The 25,862-nt window shown below is 36.4% G+C and carries 22 protein-coding genes and 1 riboswitch; of the genes, 14 read left to right on the top strand and 8 right to left on the bottom strand.

Annotated features, from left to right (window positions below):
• On the top strand, positions 1–303 hold a 303-nt coding region (gene tnpA / locus GWJ01_RS08365; protein WP_161710604.1), incomplete at its 5' end, for an IS200/IS605 family transposase.
• 117 nt (positions 304–420) lie between these two features.
• Here tnpA and GWJ01_RS08360 read toward each other — a convergent pair.
• The 4 genes from GWJ01_RS08360 to GWJ01_RS08345 form a co-directional block, all read right to left on the bottom strand.
• Entirely contained in the window at positions 421–1,980 is a 1,560-nt protein-coding gene (locus GWJ01_RS08360; protein WP_109401518.1) for a sulfatase-like hydrolase/transferase, read from the bottom strand.
• Between the two features lie 326 nt (positions 1,981–2,306).
• Positions 2,307–2,798 (bottom strand): N-acetyltransferase, encoded by a 492-nt coding sequence (locus tag GWJ01_RS08355; RefSeq protein WP_161710958.1) that lies wholly within the window; start codon positions 2,796–2,798, stop codon positions 2,307–2,309.
• A gap of 234 nt (positions 2,799–3,032) precedes the next feature.
• Positions 3,033–3,782: a YadA-like family protein gene (locus GWJ01_RS08350; RefSeq protein ID WP_109392828.1), complete on the bottom strand. Its 750-nt coding sequence runs from the start codon at positions 3,780–3,782 to the stop codon at positions 3,033–3,035.
• A 234-nt stretch (positions 3,783–4,016) separates the two neighbouring features.
• Positions 4,017–4,844: a MurR/RpiR family transcriptional regulator gene (locus GWJ01_RS08345; RefSeq protein ID WP_109392829.1), complete on the bottom strand. Its 828-nt coding sequence runs from the start codon at positions 4,842–4,844 to the stop codon at positions 4,017–4,019.
• A gap of 1,014 nt (positions 4,845–5,858) precedes the next feature.
• Between GWJ01_RS08345 and GWJ01_RS08340 the strand changes: the two genes are divergently transcribed.
• The 5 genes from GWJ01_RS08340 (at position 5,859) to tehB (ending at position 10,470) form a co-directional block, all read left to right on the top strand.
• Positions 5,859–6,413, top strand: a complete 555-nt coding sequence (locus GWJ01_RS08340; RefSeq protein ID WP_109401519.1) for a cytochrome b — start codon at positions 5,859–5,861, stop codon at positions 6,411–6,413.
• A gap of 33 nt (positions 6,414–6,446) precedes the next feature.
• Entirely contained in the window at positions 6,447–7,025 is a 579-nt protein-coding gene (locus GWJ01_RS08335) for a YceI family protein (RefSeq protein WP_109401520.1), read from the top strand.
• 231 nt (positions 7,026–7,256) lie between these two features.
• Positions 7,257–8,342 (top strand): linear amide C-N hydrolase, encoded by a 1,086-nt coding sequence (locus GWJ01_RS08330; protein ID WP_109401521.1) that lies wholly within the window; start codon positions 7,257–7,259, stop codon positions 8,340–8,342.
• 22 nt (positions 8,343–8,364) lie between these two features.
• Positions 8,365–9,537, top strand: a complete 1,173-nt coding sequence (locus tag GWJ01_RS08325) for an NAD-binding protein (protein ID WP_109401522.1) — start codon at positions 8,365–8,367, stop codon at positions 9,535–9,537.
• 78 nt (positions 9,538–9,615) lie between these two features.
• Complete coding sequence (gene tehB / locus GWJ01_RS08320) at positions 9,616–10,470, top strand: SAM-dependent methyltransferase TehB (protein ID WP_161710957.1); 855 nt, start codon at positions 9,616–9,618, stop codon at positions 10,468–10,470.
• A 69-nt stretch (positions 10,471–10,539) separates the two neighbouring features.
• Here the strand turns inward: tehB and clcA are convergent, their stop codons facing one another.
• Positions 10,540–11,961, bottom strand: coding sequence for a H(+)/Cl(-) exchange transporter ClcA (gene clcA, locus GWJ01_RS08315; protein WP_109401524.1), 1,422 nt, complete (start codon positions 11,959–11,961; stop codon positions 10,540–10,542).
• Between the two features lie 195 nt (positions 11,962–12,156).
• Between clcA and GWJ01_RS08310 the strand changes: the two genes are divergently transcribed.
• Positions 12,157–13,557, top strand: a complete 1,401-nt coding sequence (locus GWJ01_RS08310) for an alanine/glycine:cation symporter family protein (RefSeq protein WP_109392837.1) — start codon at positions 12,157–12,159, stop codon at positions 13,555–13,557.
• Between the two features lie 189 nt (positions 13,558–13,746).
• Here GWJ01_RS08310 and GWJ01_RS08305 read toward each other — a convergent pair whose 3' ends face one another.
• A complete protein-coding gene (locus GWJ01_RS08305; RefSeq protein WP_109392838.1) occupies positions 13,747–15,228 on the bottom strand; it encodes an aldehyde dehydrogenase family protein in 1,482 nt (493 codons plus the stop codon).
• Positions 15,229–15,722: 494 nt separating this feature from the next.
• Here GWJ01_RS08305 and hcp point away from each other — a divergent pair, with 494 nt between their 5' ends.
• From hcp to mgtE, 4 genes are all read left to right on the top strand, one after another.
• Positions 15,723–17,375, top strand: a complete 1,653-nt coding sequence (hcp, locus tag GWJ01_RS08300; protein ID WP_098942158.1) for a hydroxylamine reductase — start codon at positions 15,723–15,725, stop codon at positions 17,373–17,375.
• Between the two features lie 58 nt (positions 17,376–17,433).
• The gene (gene hcr / locus GWJ01_RS08295; RefSeq protein ID WP_109392839.1) at positions 17,434–18,438 is read left to right on the top strand and encodes an NADH oxidoreductase; all 1,005 of its coding nucleotides are present in this window, start codon (positions 17,434–17,436) and stop codon (positions 18,436–18,438) included.
• A 269-nt stretch (positions 18,439–18,707) separates the two neighbouring features.
• Complete coding sequence (locus tag GWJ01_RS08290; protein ID WP_109392840.1) at positions 18,708–19,043, top strand: DUF6694 family lipoprotein; 336 nt, start codon at positions 18,708–18,710, stop codon at positions 19,041–19,043.
• 215 nt (positions 19,044–19,258) lie between these two features.
• Positions 19,259–19,430: riboswitch (M-box (ykoK) riboswitch) on the top strand.
• Between the two features lie 76 nt (positions 19,431–19,506).
• Positions 19,507–20,580: a magnesium transporter gene (gene mgtE / locus GWJ01_RS08285; RefSeq protein WP_109392841.1), complete on the top strand. Its 1,074-nt coding sequence runs from the start codon at positions 19,507–19,509 to the stop codon at positions 20,578–20,580.
• A gap of 70 nt (positions 20,581–20,650) precedes the next feature.
• Here mgtE and GWJ01_RS08280 read toward each other — a convergent pair whose 3' ends face one another.
• Positions 20,651–21,166: a SprT family zinc-dependent metalloprotease gene (locus GWJ01_RS08280; RefSeq protein ID WP_138158011.1), complete on the bottom strand. Its 516-nt coding sequence runs from the start codon at positions 21,164–21,166 to the stop codon at positions 20,651–20,653.
• A gap of 105 nt (positions 21,167–21,271) precedes the next feature.
• On the opposite strand from GWJ01_RS08280, the gene GWJ01_RS08275 reads away from it, so the two are divergent.
• The 3 genes from GWJ01_RS08275 to GWJ01_RS08265 are packed head-to-tail and all read left to right on the top strand — an operon-like array spanning position 21,272 to position 22,457.
• On the top strand, positions 21,272–21,595 hold the full coding sequence (locus GWJ01_RS08275) for an ArsR/SmtB family transcription factor (protein WP_036912417.1): 324 nt from the start codon (positions 21,272–21,274) through the stop codon (positions 21,593–21,595).
• 3 nt (positions 21,596–21,598) lie between these two features.
• Positions 21,599–22,039, top strand: a complete 441-nt coding sequence (locus GWJ01_RS08270; RefSeq protein WP_109392842.1) for a YeeE/YedE family protein — start codon at positions 21,599–21,601, stop codon at positions 22,037–22,039.
• 4 nt (positions 22,040–22,043) lie between these two features.
• Complete coding sequence (locus GWJ01_RS08265; protein ID WP_109392843.1) at positions 22,044–22,457, top strand: YeeE/YedE family protein; 414 nt, start codon at positions 22,044–22,046, stop codon at positions 22,455–22,457.
• An 83-nt stretch (positions 22,458–22,540) separates the two neighbouring features.
• Here GWJ01_RS08265 and bcsC read toward each other — a convergent pair whose 3' ends face one another.
• The gene (bcsC, locus tag GWJ01_RS08260; protein WP_161710956.1) at positions 22,541–25,861 is read right to left on the bottom strand and encodes a cellulose synthase complex outer membrane protein BcsC; all 3,321 of its coding nucleotides are present in this window, start codon (positions 25,859–25,861) and stop codon (positions 22,541–22,543) included.
• Between the last annotated feature and the right edge of the window lies 1 nt (position 25,862).

Raw genomic sequence — 25,862 nt, 5'->3', positions numbered from 1 at the left:
GAAATAATCGAAGGGCACCTTATGCCAGATCATGTTCATATGTTAGTGAGTATTCCACCGAAGATATGCGTATCAAGCTTCATGGGATATTTGAAAGATAAAAGTTCGTTGATGATCTTTGATAGACATGCCAATCTCAAATATAAATTTGGCAACAGAAAGTTTTGGGCGGAAGGGTTCTATGTCACAACAGTTGGACTCAATGAAGCCACAATTCAAAAGTATATCAGAGAGCAAGAAAAGTCGAATTTAATCTCGGATAAATTGAGCAATAAAGAATATGAAAACCCCTTCAAGGGGTAAGCCAAAGTAGCAAAGACACTGAGCTTGAACGAAGAGAAAGCAGCGTCATTTAGGCGCAGTCGGTAACAAGCCCTTATAGGGCAAGAGCAAACCACCCGTTTTACGGGTGGTTATGATTTATTTTTCTTTACATGTCGATATTGTTTTATTTAATTTATTGGTTGTTGCCGTAATAAATTCAGTGGCGCGCCAAGAATCTCCTGTTTTTTCCAACCAAGGGGTTAATTCTTCTTTAATTAATTTCTCAATTAAAGGCATATTATCTTTGGCAATATTTTTCATTTGATATGGATCGTTCACATTGTCATATAAAGTATATTTCAATGGTTGCCCATCTTGTCTATCTATAACCAAAGTATGAGTTTTGGTTCTTACACCTCGTTTACCAAATGAAGGTTCACCATAAGGAATAAAGAGATAAAGCTGAGAGTTTGCTGTGTCGCCTTTGCCTGTGACTACTCTATCTGCAAGATCAGTACCTTCTACTGAATCAGGGATCCATTCTGATAAACCAAGTAGCCCTAAGATTGTCGGATAAATATCAGGTGCTGACATTAATGCATCGTCAGTACCTGGTTTAATTTTACCTGGTAAACGAAACATCATAGGAACACGCATGGATTCTTCATAAGGATTATTTTTTGTTGCTTGTCCATTTGCCCCTAAGCAACTACCATGATCAGAGAAGAAAACAACGAGAGTATTATCAGCAAGGCCTTGTTTTTCTAATTCATCTACGATGCGACCAAATTGCTCATCAACACCGTTGACCATTGCCATATATTCTTTGAAATATTGAGGGCCATAGCCTTCTTGATATTCAGTATCCCACTGTACATTAGGGCGTGTATTGAGCTCTTTTGATGTCTTACCTTGATAAGCATCGAGGTATTTTTTCGGTACTTGATCATAAGGTGAATGAGGTGGATTCATTGAAACCACTAATGCAAATGGTTTTGAATTATCTCTAAATTGATTGTTTTCATTTTTGAGGAACTTGATTGCCATATCAGCTTCATGTTCAGGCCCCCATTGATCAATGTAAATTGGTTTATCACGAGGTGTATCGTTTGCCCAATACATTGGTTTTAAATGTAAATCGTAAGTACCATAAGAATACCAAAAATCAAAACCATGGCGTCTATCTGGTGCAGCCCATTCATTCCAATAACGACCTTCCATTGGGTTGTTGTAACTTTCAATAAATGGTTCGTAAGGTGCATCAAGGTGCCATTTTCCGATATAGCCTGTGCTGTAGTCGAGTGATTTTAAAACATCAGACCAACATTTTGCATAAGGAGATAAATCAATACCTACTTTGCCACCATAATCGTGAGCATTTCCTGTAATACCATTACGAACAGGGTATTGACCTGTCATAAACATGCCTCGGAATGGAGAACAAAGAGGGTAGTTTGAAGCCATCTGCGTCATTACTTTGGCTTGCTTCGCAAATTTATTCAAATTAGGTGTAATTGAAGGGTCTTCCCCCATAAACTGTAATGCGTGAGCACGCATTTCATCTGGGAAAACAATTAATAGATTAGGGGCATTCTCTGGACGCGATCGCGTGTTAGAAGCTGAATTTCCTGAATTAGCAATAACAGGGGTAGAAACAGTCATTGCTGCACCGCTGGCTGCGAGTCCTTTGATAAAAGTTCTGCGGGAAACAGTCATTGCTTCCTCCTATTTTACGTTTACTTTCGAAATGGTGTCTTTTATCTTATTTATACTTTTGTATAAGATCAAAAAGTAAGTTAACGAAAGATCAAGAATTGAAAGGGAGATCACAGAATGATGTCAAATTGTAAGCAATTTGACAGCCAAAATAGGAGTTGGAATATTGTTAAGAATAGATTAACTTTTTATTGTTTTATGTATCGTACTGATTTATATGGTTATTGTTTGTTTTGTGATGGCGATAGCAAAAATACTTAAAAGCCTCCATTTTTAGCTAGAAAACTGAATAAAAGAAAGTGTAAGTATTTTTCTTTCGTTTGTTTTCATTGTCCTTTAATGACCCACCAAGATGTGCCTTTAAACTCAAAATTTTTAATGATCTCCATACCTAGTTTTTGATGTGCTTTTAGTGATCGAATATTTTCACTATTCACAAATGCAATAGGATGCCCGCCATGTAAAGAAGAGATTTGCTGGTAGAGATCTTTTAATAGAGATTTTCCACGATGCAATTTATCTATACAAACAGGACCGTAAAACCAATTATTTTGTGTTATTTCTGGAAAGTGTTGATTAATAGCTTGAGCAATTGGAGGGATCGAAAAAGAGGTAACAGGAAAGCTAAAAACAACAGCCACAATATTTGCTTGATAAAGTGCAATGATGGCGTTAGTGCTACTTTGATACATCGCCTCAACTTTATTTAGAGGGTATTCGCCATATAATCCACCTTGCTGAGATTCAGAATTTGCCTGTAATAATAGTGCGACTGCATTAATATCTTTAGCGGTCATTTTTTGAAATATATAATTCATTTTTTATTCCTTTTTTCTCTAGCTTATAATCCTAGTATATAAAAAATAGTCTATATTACAAAAAATATATTAGAGATACTAAAGTTAAACTTATCGATCTCTCTTTAAATGGCTCATTTTTATTAAATTGCTAATTACGTTTTTTATAAACAAGCGGTAATATTACTTAGATATTACCGCTTTAATTATAAAGTTATTTTTTAATAATATTCTGATTATAGAAAAGAAAATCGATTACCAACCATAAGCTAATCCACCACCAATAATAATTTCCTTTTCACTATTAATGGAGGAGTTTAATCGAAATGCAATATCATTATTCGGTTTATATTGTACACCTCCAGCAAATGCTGTGCCTGTTCGATAATTACTAATACCGATTCCGCCACTTAAGGTGTGATGAGTAAGATAAGGAATGCTAGTCATTGCAACAGATGAAGCAATGCCAGCAAATACTTTCTTCTCTAACGCGATAATTTCTTTATCTAAATTTGCAATTGAATCTGTGATTTCAGCTTGTCTTTTTCTATAATAATTATCAAAATCATTAACATGGGTTTTAAGATCACTGATATCTGTACTGACAGTTCTTTTTAATTGATTAATGGCGTTAGTTGTTGTTATTCTATTTTTATCTACCAATTTCTTAGTTTGAATAAGATTTACTGCATCTGTATTATTTTTACCATCACTAATATTGACTAATCGAGAAGTATGATTATTTTCAATATTACCAAATGACACTGTGTTTTCTTCAGTTGCTAATGAATTAGCTCCTATAGCAACTGAATGTGTATTTTTAGCTTGGCTATTTGTTCCTATTGCAATTGAACCGTTACCAGATGCTTTACTTTTTTCGCCTAATGAAATACTGGGAATATTTACGATTATTGGTTCTTCTTTATTTTCTTTTATTGAATGCGTATTTGAATAGGAGAAAGCTGGAAATAAGAAAACAATTAAAAATAATTTTTTAAATAGCATTTAATTTAATCCTTTAATGATCTTTGGTGGTATGAATTAATGCTAAATGATTGCTTTTCTCATCACAAATGAAACATTCTGGATTTACTCTTAAAAATAGTTTTCAATAAGATACTAAGCTATTTAATATTTGATTAATAGTTGAGATAATATTCAATTAAATAGCATTTTAAAAATTATTTATTTTATGAAAAACTGCACCTTAATTAAGGTGCAGTTTGGGGTAAAATATCATTAACGTTTTTTTCTAAAAGCAAAAGCGACGGAAATTGCTTGTAGTAAACACATTGTTGACGTTTGAGAACGAAAGGTTTTTATTTGAGCTTCTTTAACTGTTAAACAAACATCGCTTAGACTCGCTAATGGGCTAATTGGACTATCAGTAACAATAATCTGTTTTGCTTCTTTGTAAGTCGCCATTTCACACATTTTTTGCATTTCATCTGAATACGGGTGGAAGTGAATGCCAAAGAGCACATCACGATGTGTAATATTTCTCAATTGCTCTTTGTACATCCCTCCTAAACTGTTAACAAAAACAGTCTCACAAGAGATATGCGAGAGAGCATGAAAAAAATAACTTGCAGCACTGAATGAGTGATGAAAGCCACAAATATAAATTGTTTCAGCGTGTTCCAGTAATTGTAATGTTTTATTTAACATTTCTCTGTGAGTCTGATTTGCCAATTGTTGCAATGAATGGCTATTTGCTTGCGCAAATTCTTGCAAAATATAGGCAGGCTCATTCAGATTAGGAGGCTCCTCTTTATATTTTTGTTTATAAGTTAAATTTTCATTTTCGTTTACCATTTCATTCATCAGATGATTTTGAAATAATTGTTTCATTTCATTAAAGCCATTGAAATGAAAAGCATTGGCAAAACGAATTAATGTCGATGGAGGAACATTTGCTTTATCTGCAAGGATCGCAATTGTATCAAATGCCACACTGTTTTTATTATCAAGTAGATAATGTGCAACCTGCTGTAGCCTTTTACTTAATCCATTATAGCGGGAGCGAACTTGTTCCTGTAGTTCATTCAGATTTGTTGCAGTAGACATGGTGCCCTCAATAAAAATACTATTGTAATTGTAGTGTTTTTTGCTTGGGATTTGAATGTTTTTAGCTAATAGTAATTAAAATGAAATATAGAGTTAATTCCAATTAAATGAATGACCTAAAGGTAATTATTTGATGTTTAAAACTCTATTTTATTTATTCTTTATTGCTTTTATTATCACTTTGTGAAATTAATTTTCTTTATTTGAAATTAAATGAAATTATTATTTCGTTCGTCTAAGGTGATATTAATAAGGATATTGTATTTAGTTGAATGGATTATACGTATTTGACATTATTCATTTTATATTATTGGGAATTTAACTTAAATTTTTATTTTTATTTGGTAATGTTGTCTCTATTTAAAATGTGAAGTGTTTTAATATCTTTGTGCGCGATGATTGATATTTATAATACGACGCTTGTTTTATTTGTTAATGATAGTAATTTATCACTATCTTAATTTAAATTTATTTTTATTGGTTGAAATTTTTATATGCAAAACGATCACTCGTGGATTAATTTATTAATGCACTATTGTCATGATCACTACTCAGAAATGATGCCTGTTATATTTTTTGTTTGTATTGTTGGTATTATTTTTGGTGTTGTACGTGAAATGCGCTGGTTATCCGTTTTTTTTACGGTCCCTCTCATTATTATCGTATTTTGTTTAATAAGTTCTAATTTAGAATAAGTGAAAAATACAATTGTTTTTATGGTTGGACAATTGTTGTATTGATCTTATTTAGCTTCTTATTTTTACTTCTCTATTTATTCTTTTTATTATGTATATAAACACCTGCTAATACACCTATCTTATTGTGAAAAAAACTGATCCAACAATGTCATTGATTAGATAATCAACAGAGTGACTAATAAGAGCTCATTACTTATTGATTATTATTGATAATGATAAGCAAATTATTTGTTGAATTATGGGCTAACAATTTATTCTCAATACACTAAACTAGATAACATTATTTTAATGAATTAGAAACTATTGGGTTTTTATTATGCAATGGCGAAATAATGTGTCTCGCTATGGTCACTTATCACTCCTTTTACACTGGGGGTCTGCGCTGACTGTCTATGGCATGTTTGCTTTAGGGCTGTGGATGGTGACGTTAGGATATTATGATAGCTGGTATCATTCTGCACCTGAAATACATAAGAGCATTGGTATTCTTTTATTTATTATTCTGATAGTACGTGTGATTTGGCGTTGGGTCTCACCACCTCCTAAAGCTTTATCAAGTTACAGTCAATTGACACGCATTAGCGCTCATATTGCACATATGCTTCTATATTTAATCTTATTTTCTATTCTGATTAGTGGTTATTTAATTTCAACCGCAGATGGACAAGCTATATCTGTATTTGATTGGTTTTCTGTACCTGCCATTTTTACAGGGGAAGCCGAACAAGCGGATTTAGCTGGTGATATTCATCTTTATCTAGCTTGGGCAGTGGTTTTGTTATCGCTGTTACATGCGGCTGGTGCTTTAAAACATCATTTTATTGATAAAGATGTCACGTTAAAACGCATGTTAGGAATGCGAACTAAATAATTAAACTTATAAAACGAAATTATGGAGATAACAATGTTTAAGAAAGCTTTATTAGGTTTAACCGCAAGTGCGTTGTTATTTAATGCAAGTACTGCTTTAGCAGCAGATTATGCTATTGATAAACAAGGCCAACACGCATTTGTACAGTTTCGTATCCAACATTTAGGCTATAGCTGGTTATACGGCACTTTTAAAGATTTCGATGGTACATTTAGTTACGATAAAGAAGATCCATCGAAAGACAAAGTTGATGTTGTGATTAAAACAGGAAGCTTAGATACTAATCATGCAGAACGTGATAAGCACTTACGTAGCGCTGATTTCTTTAATGTAAGCAAATATCCTGAAGCTCGATTTGTTTCAACTCAAGTCATTCGTGATGGCGAAAACTATGTAGTTACAGGTGATTTAACATTAAATGGTGTGACTAAACCTGTTTCATTAAATGCAAAATTAATTGGCGAAGGAACTGATCCTTGGAAAGGTTATCGCGCTGGTTTTGAAGCAACAGGTAAAGTGAATCTGAAAGAGTTTAATTTTAAATCAGATTTAGGACCAAAATCACAAGAAGCAGAATTAATTATCTCTGTTGAAGGTGTAAAAAAAGCGTAATTAAATGCTTTTTTAAGGCAATAAAGCCTCTTATTGCCTAGATGATTTATAAACCGATACTTTAACGTATCGGTTTTTTTATGCACAATTATGATGAATGATCTTATACTTAAATAATAATTCTTATTTTTTAATAGGATTAATATTTATGTTGAGGCTTTATCTATTCTAAGTCGGTGCAAAGAAAGGTCATAACAAAGAAGCCATCCATTCGTTTAACAGGAAAGAATCATAATGAAAAAATTACGCCATACTTTTTTGGGTACTCTACTTATCTCTGGTTTTTTCACAGTAGGTATTACTGATGTTGATGCATGTACTCGGCTTGTTTATTTAGGCGACAATAATCAAATTATTACAGCTCGCTCGATGGACTGGAAATATGATATAGGAACAAATTTATGGGTATTTCCACAAGGAATGCAACGCTCTGGAGAAGCTGGCGATAACTCGATAAAATGGACATCTAAATATGGAAGTGTGATTGCATCAGGTTATGATATTTCTACGACCGATGGTATGAATGAAAAAGGTTTAGTGGCTAATTTATTGTGGTTGGCTGAATCAGATTATCCAGCGTATACCAAAGAAAAACCGGCGATTTCAATTTCTGCATGGGCGCAGTATGTATTAGATAATTTTGCTTCAGTTGAAGAAGCTGTCAATGCATTAGACAGTGAGCCTTTTATTGTATTAACAGATAAAGTTCCTGGACAAGATAGAATGGCAACGTTACATCTCTCGCTTTCAGATGCAACGGGAGATAGCGCTATTATTGAATATATTAATGGTAAGCAAGTGATTCATCATAGCAAAGAGTATCAAGTGATGACGAACTCTCCTATTTTTTCAGAACAATTAGCGTTGAACAGTTATTGGCAACAAATTGGTGGAACCGTGATGTTACCGGGGACTAATCGAGCCTCAGATCGTTTTGCTAGAGCTTCTTTTTATGTGAATGCCATTCCTAAAGCTCAATCGAGTAAAAAATCGCTTGCCAGTGTATTTGGTGTGATCAGAAATGTATCTGTACCTTATGGACTAAGTACGGCTGAATCACCAGAAATTTCATCCACACGCTGGAGAACTGTCGCTGATCATAAAAACCAATTATATTTTTTTGAATCAGCATTATCGCCAAATACCTTTTGGGTTAATTTAAAGGAAATTGATTTTTCAAAAGAGAGTGGGAAAGTGATGACATTACCATTAGGTGAAGAGCAGTCGATAATCTATTCTGCAAATGCGACAAGTCATTTTAAACCCGCAGAACCTTTTAAATTTCAAGGATTAGATAATATTCCTTTAAATAACTAGCTGAGTATTTACGATATCTAATATGAAATTATCCGCAATACTGAATGTAATAGAGACATCTAAAGTGACAAGAAAAATGATGTCTTTATTACTTATCTTAAATGGTACTTTTATCATTTACTCTATTTTGCTGTCTCGTGGTATTTATCTGGATTGGGAAATCCATGGGGTTTCAGCATGGCTTAAATCTTTAGGTGTATTAAAACTTCTTGATATACCCAAGGTCATGTTAGCTTGTGCCTTAATCTTGCTTTCAATATTTATGTATCTGGGCGCTAGAATTGCGTGGTGCGTCTCGTTGATTTTATTAGCCACCATTATTTTTCTTGATGTTGCTGTTTATCAGCAAATGGGTTTTCAATCCTATTTTTCTTTTATTTTAGCTATTGGGTTGCTGATGAGTTGGCGTGCATTTCCGCATCATAGTTTAACTAGTGCTGGCTTTGTGGCTTTTATCTGTATCCTTTCTTTGCTGTTATTCTCAATGCTGGGAAGTCTTTATATTGGTGATGAGTTTAAGCCACATATAACAACGCTGATGGATGCGTTCTATTTTTCTATTGTCTGTATGACGACGCTAGGATTTGGCGATATTGTGCCAGTTAGCACGAATGCACGTATTTTTACTCTTACTGTTGTTATCTTGGGAATAACTGTTTTTACCACGTCCATTGTGTATGTCATGGGATTTCTTGCGCGTGGTACTCGCGATATTGTTAAGAAGAGGATAGCTAAAATGCATAATCATTTTATTATTATTGGTTCATCGGTATTAGCTTCTCAATTAGAAAAAGGGTTAAGAGAGCAAGGGAAACAGGTTATTGCGATTTGTACCGATAAAAGCAAAGCTTCTTATGATGCGCAAGCCAATATTATTGAAGGCGATCCTACTAATCTTAAAACATTACTATCTGCCAATATTGCAAAAGCGAGTTGGGTGGCGACTTTATCTGAAAGTGATGCAGAAAATACCTTTATTTTACTGACTATCCAAGAATGTTCTAATGTTAATGCCAAATTGATCACTATTATTAATCAAGATGAGAATAGAGATAAAATCAGTCGGTTACGCCCAAATATGCTGTTTTCTTTAGCATCATTAGGTAAAGAAATTATGATGAAAGTTTTGTGTGGTGAATCTATTTCTTCATCAGATGTGACTGATTTGCTTTTAAATAAATATTTAAAATCATAATTTTGATAAAACCTTCTTTACGAAAGATAATGATTACCATAAGATGTATTTAGAATGCATCTTAATTGAGGTTGAATTATGGAACTTGTAAGTTATAAAACAATGCCTGAGTGGACTCGTACATCCATTCCTTTAGCGTTATTAGAACGTCACAATACAAAGGAAGGCACTTATGCCCAAATGCGGGTATTGCAAGGTAACATGACATTTGTTGTTTTTAATGATGATGGTTCACAGATTTCAGTGGAGTGTGATACTGACAATCAGCCACCTTTAATTCAACCTCAACAGTGGCATAAAATAGATAAAGCGAGCGATGATGTTCGTTGCCAACTCTCTTTTTTATGTGCTCCAGAAGATAAGCTATTTAAAGAAAATGACTTATCATTACCACATTCTGAAGTACGTTATATGGCAACATTTACCCAGCCTTGTAAGGTGTTAGATTTAGGTGCTGGTCGTGGTCGAAATAGTTTCTATTTGGCATCTCAAGGTTATGATGTAACAGCGTTAGATATTAATGCCTCGCATATTGATGCTATTGAAACTGTTAAAACCAAAACAGGGTTAGCGGTAAAAAGCGGCTTATATGATATTAATGAAGCTTCACTGACAGATAAATACGATATTATTCTTTCAACTGTTGTCTTGATGTTTTGTCAACGAGAACGTATTGAAAGTATTATTAAAAATATGCAGAAATGTACCAACTCTAATGGTATTAATGTGATTGTTTGCCCTGTTAAAACGCCAAATAGTGATCCTGCTGAAATTCCATTTAAAACCTTTTTACGTCCAAATGAATTAGCTGATTATTATAAAGAATGGGAGATTATTAAATATAATGAAAACCCAGGGCATTTACATAAAACAGATGCAAATGGCAATCGTATCGCCCTAAACTTTGCTACTTTAATCGCACGTAAAAAATAGTTAAGTACAATCATCTCTTTTTAAATACCCCAAATAATTGGGGTATTTTTTTATCTGTTTAAGCGAGTTTTATTGTTGTGGTAATTTATCGTTTTTAATGTCATTGGCTTTGTTTGTTTGCTCTTTTTCCTCAGATTTTTGCAATATTCGTTCTAATAAAACGGTATAAATAGGGCGACCACCTAATAGTTGTGCCAACATTGTTGCACCTAAGCAGGTAATGATCATCGGTAGGATAAGTTGATAATTATCAGTCATTTCTAATACGAGGACGATCCCTGTTAGAGGTGCTCTTACGGTTGCTGCAAATAAAGCTCCCATTCCAGCAATGGCAAATGTACCAATTTGAATTTGATAATCAGGGAAAAGTAAGGTTGCAGTTAATCCGAAGGCGCTACCAAATAACGTACCTAATGCCAGAGTTGGGGCGAATATACCGCCAGGAGCACCTGAAGCAAAACTGATAATGGATGTTATGGTTCGTAAAACAAAGAAAAGTAATAGGGCGATAAGAGAGTATTGTCCTGTGCTTAATGCTGGAATAATACTAAATCCACCACCGGTTATTTCAGGAATAATTAATGCTAATAAGCCACAAAGCCCGCCGATGATCCCACCTGTTAAAACAAAACGTGATGTTTTATCTTGATAAAAATGTTGAAACTGGGTTTGAATATAAAAAAGTAATTTACTGAAAATAACGCCAATAATGCCAAATAACATACCCAAAACTAAATATAACCAGAGTGTGTTTAGTGGTGCAGATGAAAACTTACCGATATGAATAATACCGCCTTCACCATTAAATAGGCGAAAAACAATGCAAGACATAATAACGCCAATAAAAACTGCTTTAATTGAAATAAGGCTGTATTTAAATTGAGGACGCATCTCTTCAATAATAAATAAAATACCAGCTAGAGGGGCATTAAAAGCTGCGGTTAATCCTGCTGCGGCTCCGGTAGCTAATAGAGTATGGCGTGACTCTTTATCTTTTACTTTAGAAATATCATTTACGAGCTGGCCGATATTGGCACCCAATTGTACTGTTGGGCCTTCTCGTCCTAATACCATACCAGAACCTAACGTCCCAATACTGGCAATAAATTTTACAGGCAATACTCGCCACCAACGAACTGGGCGAATATCTATCATGGCCCCTTCAATTTCAGGTATTCCGGATCCCCCTGATTCGGGTGAAAATTTCTTGACTAAATAATATCCAAGCATTGCCAGAATAGAGGAAAAAAGTAATGTACAGATTGCTAGGATATAAGGATTAGTAAAGGTTTTAATAAATTCTTCTTGTCGAAAATGAATCACCCAACTAACACTTTTTTCAAATAAAACACCCACTAGTCCAGCCAAAGAGCCAACTATAGCGGACAATAACAGGATTTTTAGTGGTGCAAGATTGGTTTCTTGCGCTTTTCTGAACAGATTAAAGCGTCGTTCATTTTGGCTGTTTTGTACTGATTTATGATTATGCATAACTTTGATTGAAGTATTGTAACGATGAACCTAATGATAGCGTAATTTAATAATGAAGTGATATTTCTCACATAACTAAGCCAATTTTAGAGTTAGTTGTTTTTTTTTCTAGCATATTTTCCTTTTTTCATCTTTAGTGTAATTGATAACAAAAAATACATATTTAGATAACATTTGGACGAGAAAGGGTAAATTATGGATTTCATCACAAATATATTAAGCGCTATAAATGGCGTGGTATGGGGAGTTCCGATGCTTGTCGGCATTCTCGGTATCGGCCTTTTTATGCAGTTTCGACTTGGCTTTTTACCTATTAGGAAGTTAGGAACAGGGTTTAAGCTTTTATTTGAAAAAAATGACAAAAGAGGTGAAGGGCAAATATCGCCATTTAATGCCTTAATGACCGCGCTTTCTGCCACTATTGGAACTGGTAATATTGCCGGTGTTGCAACAGCTGTTGTCTTAGGTGGCCCCGGTGCGTTGTTTTGGATGTGGATGACCGCATTAGTGGGAATGGCAACCAAATATTCAGAAGCCGTGCTTGCTGTACGTTTTCGTGAAGTTGATAAATACGGAAACTATGTCGGTGGCCCAATGTATTACATCAAAAATGGCTTAGGTAAAAATTGGGTTTGGTTAGGCACTGTTTTTGCTGTTTTTGGTAGTTTTGCAGGATTTGGTATTGGTAATACAGTGCAAGCAAACTCTGTCGCTGATGTACTGGAAAGTAACTTTGGTATTTCGACAACAATAACAGCTATTGTGCTCGTTGTTTTAGTCGGTGCTGTACTCATTGGAGGCATTAAGCGTATTGCTGATGTTGCCGGTAAATTAGTTCCTATTATGACCGTTGGCTATTTTGGTGCAGGTATTGTTGTCCTCGCACTGAATGCGACTGCGATCCCAGATGCAATTGTCCTTATTGTTAAATCTGCGTTTACACCTGTTGCTGCTCAAGGTGGTTTCGCGGGTGCAGCTGTTTGGGCTGCGATCCGCTTTGGTGTAGCGCGTGGTGTTTTCTCAAATGAAGCAGGATTGGGTAGTGCGCCAATTGCCCATGCGACAGCAAAAACACAAAACCCTGTTCGCCAAGGTTTGATTGCGATGTTGGGGACTTTTATTGATACCATCATCGTTTGTTCTGTTACAGGATTAACCATTATTATTACAGGACAATGGTTAACAGGGCAAAGTGGAGCAACATTAACCGCCGCATCATTCTCTACGGCTATTCCGGGTGGTAACTATATTGTGGCAATTGCATTAGCCATTTTTGCTTTTACCACCATTTTAGGCTGGAGTTTTTACGGTGAAAAATGTGTGCAATATCTTTTTGGACCTAAAGCGATTATGCCATTTAGGGTTGCATGGCTAATTGCGTTACCAATTGGTGCGACACAATCGTTAGAGTTTGTGTGGTTGTTAGCCGATACACTCAATGCAATGATGGCTATTCCTAACTTAATTGCATTGGCTTTATTAAGTCCTGTTGTTTATCGCTTAACAAGAGAGCATATAAAAGATGTTAACGCCGATAATATTGAATTAGATAAAGAAACTCACTCAGTGAGTAAAAAAGAAGCTGAAGTAGAGTAACTCGTTCTTACTTATGAGCTAACAACACAACATAAAACCGTATGCTTTATAGCGATAAGTATGCGGTTTTTTTTATGGTAATAACGTGGGGTTTGAGGAAATTACAGATAATAAAAAGCCTTCTGGGGAGAAGGCGAAGAGATGAGTATAGATATTATATTTATAAGAATTTAGAAAAGAGAGAAAATTTTATTCTTTCATACTGATAAAGATGTTTTTCACTTGGCTATAAGCATCTAACATCATTTTATGTGTTTCACGTCCTAAACCTGATTTCTTGTACCCCCCAAAAGGCGCGTGAGCAGGGAGTTCGTGATAAGTGTTAACCCACATACGACCGGTTCTTACTGCTTTTGCAACTCGTAAGGCACGGTTAATATCTTGAGTCCAAACACCACCGCCAAGGCCATATTCAGAGTCATTCGCCATTTCGATCACTTCATCTTCATTATCGAATGGAATAACACATAACACAGGCCCAAAAATTTCTTCTCGGGCAACACGCATTTGGTTTGTTGCGTTGATGATGATAGTTGGACGAACAAAGAAGCCGTCATCATAACCTTCACCAGTAATACGCTCACCACCGGTTAAAACAGTTGCACCTTCTTTTTTCGCGAGTTCAACGTAGCCTAAGATGGTATCCATTTGATCTTGGCTAACTTGTGTACCCATTTGTGTATTCGGATCAAGTGGATCGCCGACACGTATACTCTCAAATTCAGCTTTTAATGCTTTCAAAAATTCATCATGAATATCTTTATGTAAGAACAAACGTGAACCTGATTCACAGGCTTGTCCTTGGTTCATCAATATTGCCAATGCTGAATATTTGACTGCTTTTTTCATGTTCGCATCAGGGAACACGATATTGGCTGATTTACCGCCTAATTCCAATGTTGCTGGGACCATTTTTTTCGCAGCAGCTTCTGCTACGGTATAACCCACATTGGTAGAGCCAGTAAACGCAAGTTTATCAATATCTTCGTGTTCTAAAATAGCTTGTCCTACAACAGATCCGCGTCCGGTAACAATATTAATCACACCCGCGGGTAATATTTCATTTAAAATACGACCTAGCTCTAATAATGAAAGGGAAGTCAGTGTTGCTGGATTAATAACCACTGTGTCACCCGCTGCAATCGCCGGTGCTAATTTCCATGCTGCCATTAATAATGGGAAGTTCCATGGAATAATTTGCCCCACAACACCAATAGGTTCGCGAATAACAAGGCTAATGGTATTTTCGTCTAGGACGGCACTTTCATCGGTATGAGAGCGTATCACGCCTGCAAAATATCGAAAATGGTCAATAGAGGCAGGTAAATCTATGTTTTTCGACTCATTGAGTGGCTTACCATTATCTAATGACTCAATCCAAGCAAAGCGTTCTTGTTCTTGCTCTAAGCGATCTGCGATTTTTAATAAGAGGGCTTGACGCTCAGCAGGTGACGTTTTACTCCATGTTTTGAATGCCTTACGTGCAGCACTGACTGCGCGTTCAACATCTTCAGCACTACCCGATTGGTATTCACTTAATAATTCACCCGTAGCTGGGCTATAGGTTTTCGTTGTTTTTTGCGATGTACTAGATACCCATTCTCCTCCAATTAGCATTTTGTAGCTTTCTAGAGGGCGAAATTCTGATGGAACATTATTTAATTTAATCATTTTTAATCTCCAATGTAGGGATGAGTATCATCCAAATGTGTAGTTTCATTTCGTAATACTCGTGCTAATAACATATCTCAATTGAAATAATTTTATTAGCTATTGATGCAATAGGTGATATTAACTATAAAAAATAGTAATGAATATTGCTGTTCTAACAAAAATGAATAAACTTAATCGTTTCATCTCTGAGTCTTTATATGATTAGACAAAAAACAACCATCAATAATTGTTAAATATTCCTTCTCATTTGGTCATCATCGGCACAATGCAATAGCACTCTCTTTTTTGGAAAAATTATTTTGAGGCTTAAGCAAAATCAAAGGATAAAAAAAGAGATATTAAAAGATTTGCTAAAAATTGCGTTAGATCAAACAACATTCAAATTGTTCAATATTGCACTTTCTCTCTTATAAAAATGGCGTATTCTTATGTTGCATATAGAATGCAACTTATAAAAATAAAGCGTTATCTTTTATTAGAAGGAATACGATATGTATTGTGTGCAATGTGAACAAACAATGAAAACGCCTGTAGGTAATGGTTGTGCCTATGCGCAAGGTATGTGTGGTAAAACAGCAGAAACTTCAGATCTTCAAGATTTACTCGTTGCAGTATTAGAAGGACTTTCAGCGTGGGCTTTGGCTGCGCGTAGTGTCGGTATTATTGATCATGATGTAGATAGCTTTGCTCCTCGTGCTTTTTTCTCTACGTTAACTAACGTCAACTTTGATTCTGATCGTATTGTCGGTTATGCGAAAGAAGCTATCTATTTCCGTGAAAGCTTGAAATCTCGTACTTTAGCGAAAAATGCAGCAATTCAAGTCACTAATCCAAGAGCTGAAATTCAATTAGCCGGTAGCGATTTAGACAGCTTACAAAAACAAGCTCAGCTTTTTGCTTTAAATGCAGATAAAGCGCAAATCGGTGATGATCTTCATGGGTTACGTATGCTTTGCCTGTATGGCTTAAAAGGGGCTGCGGCTTATATGGAGCACGCGCATGTTTTAGGTCAGTATGACAATGAAATTTATGCAGAATATCATCGCTATATGGCGTGGTTAGGCACTGATCCTTCAGATATGAATGAGTTGTTAGAAAATGCGATGGGCATTGGTCAAATGAACTTCCGTATTATGGCTATTCTTGATAAAGGCGAAACTCAAGCTTACGGCAACCCTACACCCGTTACTGTTAACGTTCGCCCTGTTGCAGGTAAAGCTATTTTAATTTCAGGTCATGATCTGAAAGATCTGCAAATGCTTCTTGAGCAAACTGAAGGTAAAGGGATCAACATTTATACTCATGGTGAAATGTTACCTGCTCATGGTTACCCAGAACTTAAAAAATACAAACACTTAGTGGGTAACTACGGTAGTGGTTGGCAGAATCAGCAAATTGAGTTTGCAAAATTTCCTGGCCCTGTATTAATGACTTCAAACTGTATTATTGACCCAAATGTAGGTAATTACGGTGACCGTATTTGGACACGTAGTATTGTTGGTTGGCCGGGTGTGAAACATATTACTGGTGATGATTTCTCTGAAATGATTGAACAAGCACAATCATTAGAAGGTTTCCCATACAATGAAATTGAGCATTTAATTACTGTCGGTTTCGGTCGTGAAACACTATTAAATGCTGCTGATACTGTGATTGATTTAGTCTCACAGAAAAAATTACGTCATGTTTTCTTAGTGGGGGGGTGTGATGGTAGCCGTGGTGAACGTAGTTACTACACCGATCTTGCAAGAGAAATTCCACAAGATTGTTTAATTATGACCTTAGCGTGTGGTAAATACCGTTTCAATAAACTGGATTTCGGTACTTTAGAAGGCTTACCACGCTTACTTGATGTGGGTCAGTGTAACGATGCTTACTCAGCGATTATGCTAGCCGTTAACCTTGCTGAGAAATTAGGTTGTGGTGTGAATGACTTGCCACTGTCTTTAATTCTCTCTTGGTTCGAGCAAAAAGCGATTGTTATCTTATTGACTCTGCTTTCATTAGGCGTGAAAAACATTTATACCGGTCCAACAGCACCAGCGTTCTTAACTGACAATCTGCTGGCGGTATTAAATGAGAAATTTGGTATGCGCTCTATTACTACACCAGAACAAGATCTTAAAGATATTCTTTCTGCTTAATGTTTTAAATTCATTATCATTACCGAAGCCTGCGGGCTTCGGTGAAGGATCAATATCCATGACGATGCCTACTTCTCTTTGTCCTAATCGTATGCAAGTTCACTCTATTAATCAGGAAACACCTGAAGTGTGGACGCTAAATTTAATTAATCATGACTTTTATTCTTATAAACCGGGCCAATTTGCACTGGTGAGTATCAATAATAGTGATGAAACATTGCGCGCTTATACCATTTCATCTTCTCCGGGATTAAGCCCATTTATCACCTTAACCGTTCGTCGTTTAGAAAATGGCATAGGCTCAGGTTGGTTAACATCACAAGTAAAACCAGGTGATTATCTTTGGTTATCTGATGCTCAGGGTGAGTTTACTTGTGCGGGTAAAGAAGGTGCGCGCTATTTAATGTTGGCGGCCGGATGTGGTGTGACGCCGGTTATGTCGATGACACGTTGGTTGTTAAATAATCAACCTAAAGCGGATATCACGGTTATTTTTAATATTCGCGAGCAAAGTCAGTTTATTTTTGAGAAAGAGTGGATCGAATTAGCAAATGCATATCCATACAATCTCAATTTTATCATGATGCCAAAATTGCCTGATAATAAAGGGTTGTTTAGTGGACGCATTTCTCAAGAAAAATTAGCTGCATTAGTCCCTGATATTGCGAGTCGTACTGTCATGTGCTGTGGTCCAAATAGCTATATGGAAGACACAGGACGTTTTGCAAGAAATCTTGGTGTACCTGCTGAGAATATCTTTATGGAACGTTTTGGTGATGAGCCTGTTTGTGTTGATGAAAATGAACAATTAACCATGACTATTCGTCATCCATTATCACAAATTAAAGTTCCTGTTGGTGTAACTTTATTATCAGCAATGGAAGAAAATAAAGTTCCTGTCTTTGCAGCTTGTCGTGCAGGAGTTTGCGGTAGTTGCAAAACTCGCATTGCGAGTGGTGATTATGATGTCAGCAGTACCAGTACATTAACGGCTGAAGAGATAGCTCAAGGCTATGTCTTAGCATGTAGCTGTCGTTTAAAAGGAGATGTTGAGCTCGCTTAACCTCTTTTTATTAAGTATTCCCTTCTATTTTCCTGTTTTTTTGCCCTGTTAATTTATTAACAGGGTTTTTTATGTCTATTCCTCCCATTAAAAAAACGAATAATCTGGAAAATGCTTCCCTTTATTTTAAATTAAAGATGGTTTTTATTTATTCAGAATAATAAAAATATTGGAAATGATGACTCATTAAAAATATATTTTAGTTAGTGGGGAGTTTCCTTATAAACATTCTGCTATTATTTAAACTATTGACTGGGTAGGGGGGATATATGAAAAAATTGTTAGTTATTTGTTTGTTTAGTGTCATGTTATCTGGCTGTGAAAAACCTCAACAAACCCTTGATGGCTCTAATGTAGAATCGCTACGTATCTCAATTGTTGAAATGCGCAATTCACTCCCCCTTGATGAACAAACGCGTTTTGATGAAGCAATAGAATTAGCTATTCTTAATGATATTAATTTTAATGATTTAGTTATCGCAGGGCGTCATAAAAATGCGGATATTATCACTCGTAAAATGTGTCAATCATTAGATGGTAAAACGGTAAAAGAGATATTTTTGCAAGCAGAAGAAATAAGAGTACAAAAATTAGCATTTAAATAATCAATTAATAAACAAATTCCTTCTTAGTATACGATTTTAACTTTCGTAGGAAAGCTTCATTTCTTTTTTATATATTAATTTCTAATGGAATTATATTATTTAATTGTATGATGAATGTCGTGAACTATTTTTCAATAGAACTTAAACAAAATCGTTATCGGGCTTTTCATTATATTGTGAGTGGTTATAATGCGCGCCGCATTCGCAAGAAAAGTGCAGTATCTCGTTAGGCGAGGCTCCTATACAAACACAGGTTACTGATCTGACGACGTCGAGAGACGCCCAAGATTAGGACAGGATATATCGACCGAAGGTATATCCCCATGTAACTTCCAGTATTCATCGGATACGTTGTATAGTGCTAAAACCGAGACGTGTAGATAGCTTTTGCATTCTCGCTTCTGGTTTCGCCCCTATGGAGAACTGATTTGCTAAACACAAACAGTAATAGGGAACCACAAAAATGAAATTCAATACTCAAAACAAAATGGATGCTGTATTAGTTGCAGATGCATCCTTAAACACACCTAAAAACAACTCAACTCAAGACCAATACAATCGTTTAAAAGATGATGCAACTGTTAGCGCATATATGAGCCAGTCCTATATTGCCATTTCTGTCGCTGATTCTGTTGAAAATGTGAAAGCTCAATTGGTTAATGATTTAAAAGATGAATTAATTCCAACCTATTTATATGTAGTGGATAAAGATAACTATCTAAATGGGATTTTGCCCGTTAAATCATTATTAACAGCTGCGAATGATCTATTTGTTTCTGATGTGATGCGTCAAACCTTTTTTTCTGTTTCACCAGAACAGAATCGTCATGATGTTTATCAACTGATTAGCCATAGCGGTTTAGACAGCGTACCGGTGATGCATTTTGGAAAGTTAGTCGGTGTTTTACGTCCTCAAGATATTGCTGAATTAATTGAAGATGAAAATACATTGGATGCACAAATGCAGGGTGCAACCTCACCTTTAGAGCAGCCTTATTTAGAAACTAGTCCAGTGACATTATGGCGTAAACGTGTTGTGTGGTTATTGATGCTGTTTGTGGCAGAAGCGTATACTAGTACGGTATTACATGCCTTTGAAGACAGATTAGAAGCTGCGATTTCATTAGCTTTCTTTATTCCATTGCTAATTGGTACAGGCGGGAATAGTGGTACACAGATCACCTCAACATTAGTACGTGCTATGGCATTAGGGGAAGTGAGCTTACGTAATGTTTGGTCTGTATTAAGAAAAGAGATAACCACATCCATAATGGTCGCACTAACTATGGGTATTGCCGGTTTTGTGCGTGCTTGGTTTTTAGGTGTGGGTATGGAAGTGATGATTGTTGTTGGCTTAACTCTCATTTCAATCACTGTTTGGAGTGCGATTGTATCGTCTGTAATTCCAATGGTATTAAAGCGTTTAGGTATCGATCCTGCGGTTGTTTCAGCACCGTTTATCGCAACCTTAATTGATGGTACAGGTCTTATTATTTACTTTGAAATCGCATCTCATGTGATGAGCGAGTTTGCTTAATACAATCCCACATATTTATTATCAAGATAAAGCCGATGTGACTTAATCAATACATCGGCTTTATTTTTATCTACACGAGTTCGTGTTCTATAAATTGTAAAATTGACTGACAATGACGGCAACGATATTGAGTTTCACCACGTAATACCTTGTTATGACGCCGAATTGTAAGTTGATGTTCTTCTTCACATTGGCAAGCATAAGGAAAGGTCTTAGCTTTAACGGCGCTGACATCAAAATGATGAGTACGTTTAGCTGAAACTTGTAATACAGTTTCCATCATCCATTTCCACTCTTTCCCATGAGGTGCTACACGACCAAAATGGCGATTAACTAATAAATGCGCTAATTCATGAGGAATAACTTCTTCAATAAAATTCTGTTTATTTTCAATCAATAATGTAGGATTAATACGGATTTCCCAATTTGCATAATAGGCACTGCCTGCAATAGTTCCTCTCTGATTATAATGTAGAGTAGGTTCTGGGTAATTTGTATTAAGATAAAGATTAGCCTGCTGCAATTTTTCACGCAGTGTTCGCATAACGCTTTGCACTAAGGCAATGGGGACTCTTACCGTTTTCATGTTACAGAGCATATAGCGCCTTATACAAACACGCAATAAAAAGAAAACTTGCACAATATATAAATTAACATATTATTAAAAAGTATATTGATTATGGAGTTTACCATGACACAACGAGTTCAACCTGATTTATTAGATGCAATGAAATTGGCGGCTAATGAAGCGTCTAGTATGCTTAAGACGCTAGGAAATGGCGATCGCCTCTTATTATTGTGTCAGCTAAGTCAGGGCGAAAAAAGTGTGAGTGAATTAGAAGAGAGTTTAGGTATTCGTCAACCGACGCTTTCTCAACAGCTAACCGTTTTGCGTAATGAAGGGTTAGTGAATACTCGTCGTGATGGAAAACGTATCTTTTATTCTATTGCTGATGAAAAAGTTCTTGTGCTACTCAATACGCTTTATCAGCTTTATTGTCCGATAGCAGGTTAATGTATGAATATAGATTGGGTTCACTTTACGCCTTTAAGTGCGGCAATTGGTGGGCTTATGATAGGTGCAGCTGCCGCCATTTTACTGTTATTTAATGGCCGCATTGCAGGAATAAGCGGTATTTTAGGTGGTGTGTTATCAATAAAGCAGCAAGGAAATGGTTGGCGTTGGGCATTTTTACTTGGCATGCTAATCGCACCTACTTTGTTTTATTTTTTTGATAAACCTTTATCACCAGTAATTGAAACGTCGCCTTGGATGCTAATTATTGCCGGGGTGCTGGTGGGAGCAGGCACTCGTTTAGGTAATGGTTGTACTAGCGGTCATGGTATTTGTGGGTTAGCACGATTATCTCGTCGCTCGATGGTGGCAGTTTTAGTCTTTATGGTGACTGCATTTATTACCGTTTATATTCAGCGCCACGTAATAGGAATAGGAGGCTAAGAAAATGACTAAGTTTGTTGCTTTTCTTTGTGGTCTTCTATTTAGTGCAGGATTGATTGTTGGTGGAATGAGCAATCCGCAAAAAATTCTAGGCTTTTTGGATATTACAGGAAACTGGGATCCCTCTTTATTGATCATTATGGGGGCAGGATTGCTTGTCAGTGTGATTGGCTACCAATTAACACGCCGTAGACAGCAAAGTGTTTTAGCGTGTCCTCTAAATATTCCGACCAATAAAGTGATTGATAAACCACTCGTGTTGGGCAGTGTATTATTTGGTCTTGGTTGGGGATTAGCTGGAATTTGCCCAGGGCCTGGTTTGGTATTAGCAGGTGCTGGATTTTATCAAGGTATTTTATTTGTCCTTGCCATGATAGTGGGTTGGTTGCTCGTTGGGCTTTTTCGTAAAACGCAATAATGACAACTTGCTATCATAACTTTAGCGAATATGTTAAACGGGAAGCCTGTGCTTCCCGTTTGTGTATTTAATACATTTGAGCGTTATTTAAAATCTGCATAAGGAATAAGAGGATTTGGCGGTAAATCTAAATCACCATTCCAACCATCAAATGAATAACGTAAGTACATTAATGCATGGCTTGGGGTATAGTTTTTTGCTTGCTGAATATCAATAGCCGCACCAATAAACCAATGCGGTGTAACTCGATGTTCGACTAGTGCTCTTGCGGTATAACCAAAACCATTACTGGAGTCCCCTTCATCAACAGCATCACGCTCTTGATAATAAAGTCTCATCATCTCTTCTCGATCTTCAGGGCTAAATCCATTGATATAGCGATTGAATTTATCGGGCGAAATGAGATTTTGTAAAGGATAGCGCTTCCTGTCATCTGTTTGGGAGTAAGACCAAGAAAGAGAGCCTGATAATTCCCAAGACCAATTTTCAGTGCGTTCACGATAATTAATCGGGATCCCTAAAGAGGCATATTTTTGAGGGCTATAATAACCACCTTGACCTAAAGTGTATCCACTTAAGTCTTTATCATAATGCCAAAGCATTGTGCTTAATCCGACGGAAACGCGGCGATTGTTCTCATTGATAAGTTTGTAATAATAGCCACCCATTCCTCGAACACTGCTATTATCTTCAACGTTTTTACCCGTCAGTTTATCAACAGAAACCTCGCCCCAATAACCGTCTTTTCCGCCTAAGTCATAGCTTCCGCTTAAACGAATACCGGTTCTTCTCACTCCGCCCCATGTTTGGTTAGTCCAAATATCTCGTTGACCAGCAAAAGCCAGCTGAGAGCTATTTACTGGACGACGGTGAACATCAAATGTCCAGCCAACATTAAAAAGATCATGATTATAGGCGATTTTACCGACCCAATCAGTTACTTCGAAACCCAGTGGTGTTGTACCAAAATCCCATTGCCATTGACTATTTTCCCAGCCAATTGCGGGGCTCACACCAAAGGATTTTTGCTCTAACGGGAAACAGCCTGTACGATAACAAGTCCCAAATTTAGAGTCATAAGGTGATGTACCCAGTTTGCCACTGCTGAGATTAACTAAATCTGCCCGCCAAAAGAAACGACCATCATAAACAGGGTGATCGAGTTGTAACATCGTGGTGTGAGCGCGTAGTTTCGAATAACCTTTGCTACCACTAGAGCCCCAATAATCATGTTCAAGAGTAAAACGCCACTCTTGTTGACGATAAAGAGTGTGAGCATCAGCTCGTAGGCTTCGAGATAACCAGTTATCTTTTTCGTCATTATGCATTAATGTGGTGTACTCAATATTATCTTTTGGCAATCTATCTGTTATTCCATCCTTGATCATCGCTTGTTGATAATAATAGTGGGCTTGTTGACTATGTTGCTCATCACGCTGAAAACGAGCAATATCGCGCAATACTAAAGGATCAGCACTGTCCGGCTCTGTTTCGATTTTTTGCGTTAAATACGCAAAGTAATGTTGTGCTTTTTCTGTATTACCCACCTCTTTTTCTGCATTAGCAACGCGTCTAAGAGAATTGCTACTAAATTGATTGGGTGAAAGGGTTTCAATTTTAGCAAGATAATATTTTGCTTGTGTTTTTTGCCCTTGTTCTAAGACAATATCTGTTGCGCCTAATAATGCTGATTCATTGTTAGGCTCTAGATTTAGAACGGTATGATAATAACTTAAAGCTTGTTCAAGGTTATTTCGCTCTTGAGCCCAGTCTGCTAATAGCAAATAAGTCTGAATTTTCTGCTCTGGCGGAATATGAGCAAAAAGATAATCAACAGCTTGTTTTTCTTGTCCTTTTGCGCGTAGAGACTCTGCATGCGCTAATATTTCACCAAAACGTAATTGACTATCTAACGCTTTCATACTCTCACTACGTTGAGACAAAGGAATTGTTTTTAGTGTATTGAGTGCTTGAGGTTCTCGTCCTGTTTTATTGAGATATAGCGCATAGGCGTAAAGACGAGATGGATCATTAGGGAGACGGCGATTAAGTTGATTAAAATACTCTTCAGCTTCAGAGTCTTGTTGAGTTATTAATAAATCATCAGTAAGGCGATAAATATTCCAAACATCATTAGGATAATCTTTAGCAATTGCCTTACGTTTTTCAATCGCACTAAGGTATTGCTCTTTGTGTTCATCATCAGAGGCTAAATCTTGTCTTATGCCTGAGATAATATAGCCATAATCTTCAGCCAAATTTTTATATTGTCTTGGTGTTAAGCTATTAATAAATTGCTGAGCTTTATCATGTGACTGTTGGCGATAAAGTGCTGCGAGACTATGTAAAGTTGCGGGGTGATTAGGATGATATTTTAAGGCTTGTAAATAATGGCTTTCTGCAACATCCAATTGGTGCTGTGCAACGGCAATGTTACCTAAACCAATATAAGGCTCGCTTTCATAAGGACTTAACTTATTGAGTTGATTAAAATATCGTTCAGCTAATTTATAATCTTGCTTTAATAGCGCTTCATCGCCTTTTGAAAGCAAATGCCAATATTGATTAGCCTGAAACATGGATCGCCATTGACCGCTATTATCATGATTGGGTGATAATTTCAGCGCTTGTGAAAGATAATAAATAGCCGCACCACGTTGATTTGCGCGAGAATAACGCACTCCTAAAGCACCTACAACATCCGCATTATCAGGTTGTTGTCGTACTTTTTGTTTTAAAGTCGCAATAGGCAATGAGGCAACATCTGTTTTAGGTTTTACAGTGGAAGCCGTACTGGTTGTGCTTGTTGTAACTGTCGATTTTGATTGTTGCTGATAGAGATTGGCTATTTTCGCATTCTGAGGATATTGGCGATAAATATGATGAAGCCTATCTACCTTATCATCATGAGATGATTGCATAAGCACTTGAATATATTCCAGTGCTAAAGTCTCATCAGGTGGCACTCCGCGATAAATTTCATCGTATAAATTTAGTGCATCATCATATCGTCCAGCTGTACGGTAAAGTTGAGCTCGCTGTAATTTTTGCCTATTAACATCCGTTGTCAGTGATAAAGTTTTTATTGCACGTTGATATTGCTCTGATTGAGGAAACTGAGTACCTAATTGAGTAAATAACTGTTGTGCTTTTGCATTATCTTTCTGTTTAACGGCAAACTGAATTTGCATTAATAAGATATTAGGATCATTGGGTTTAATTAACGCTAAACGATGCAACGATTGAGCCACTAACGCTTCATTTCCCGTGGATGTTCCTAATCTTACTTGCTCTTGCAAAAAGACTTCCGTTGCCTCTTCGCTGGCTTGTGTGACAGGCAAAATGCCTGTCAGCAAAAAGAGAGCAATAACAGAGTGGCGATGTGTGTGACCAAATTGCCACATA

This window comes from Proteus sp. G2618 (assembly GCF_009915995.1).
Lineage (GTDB): Bacteria > Pseudomonadota > Gammaproteobacteria > Enterobacterales > Enterobacteriaceae > Proteus > Proteus terrae.
Note: the sequence above shows the minus strand (reverse complement) of the source record. Positions and strands in the feature narration are given on the sequence as shown.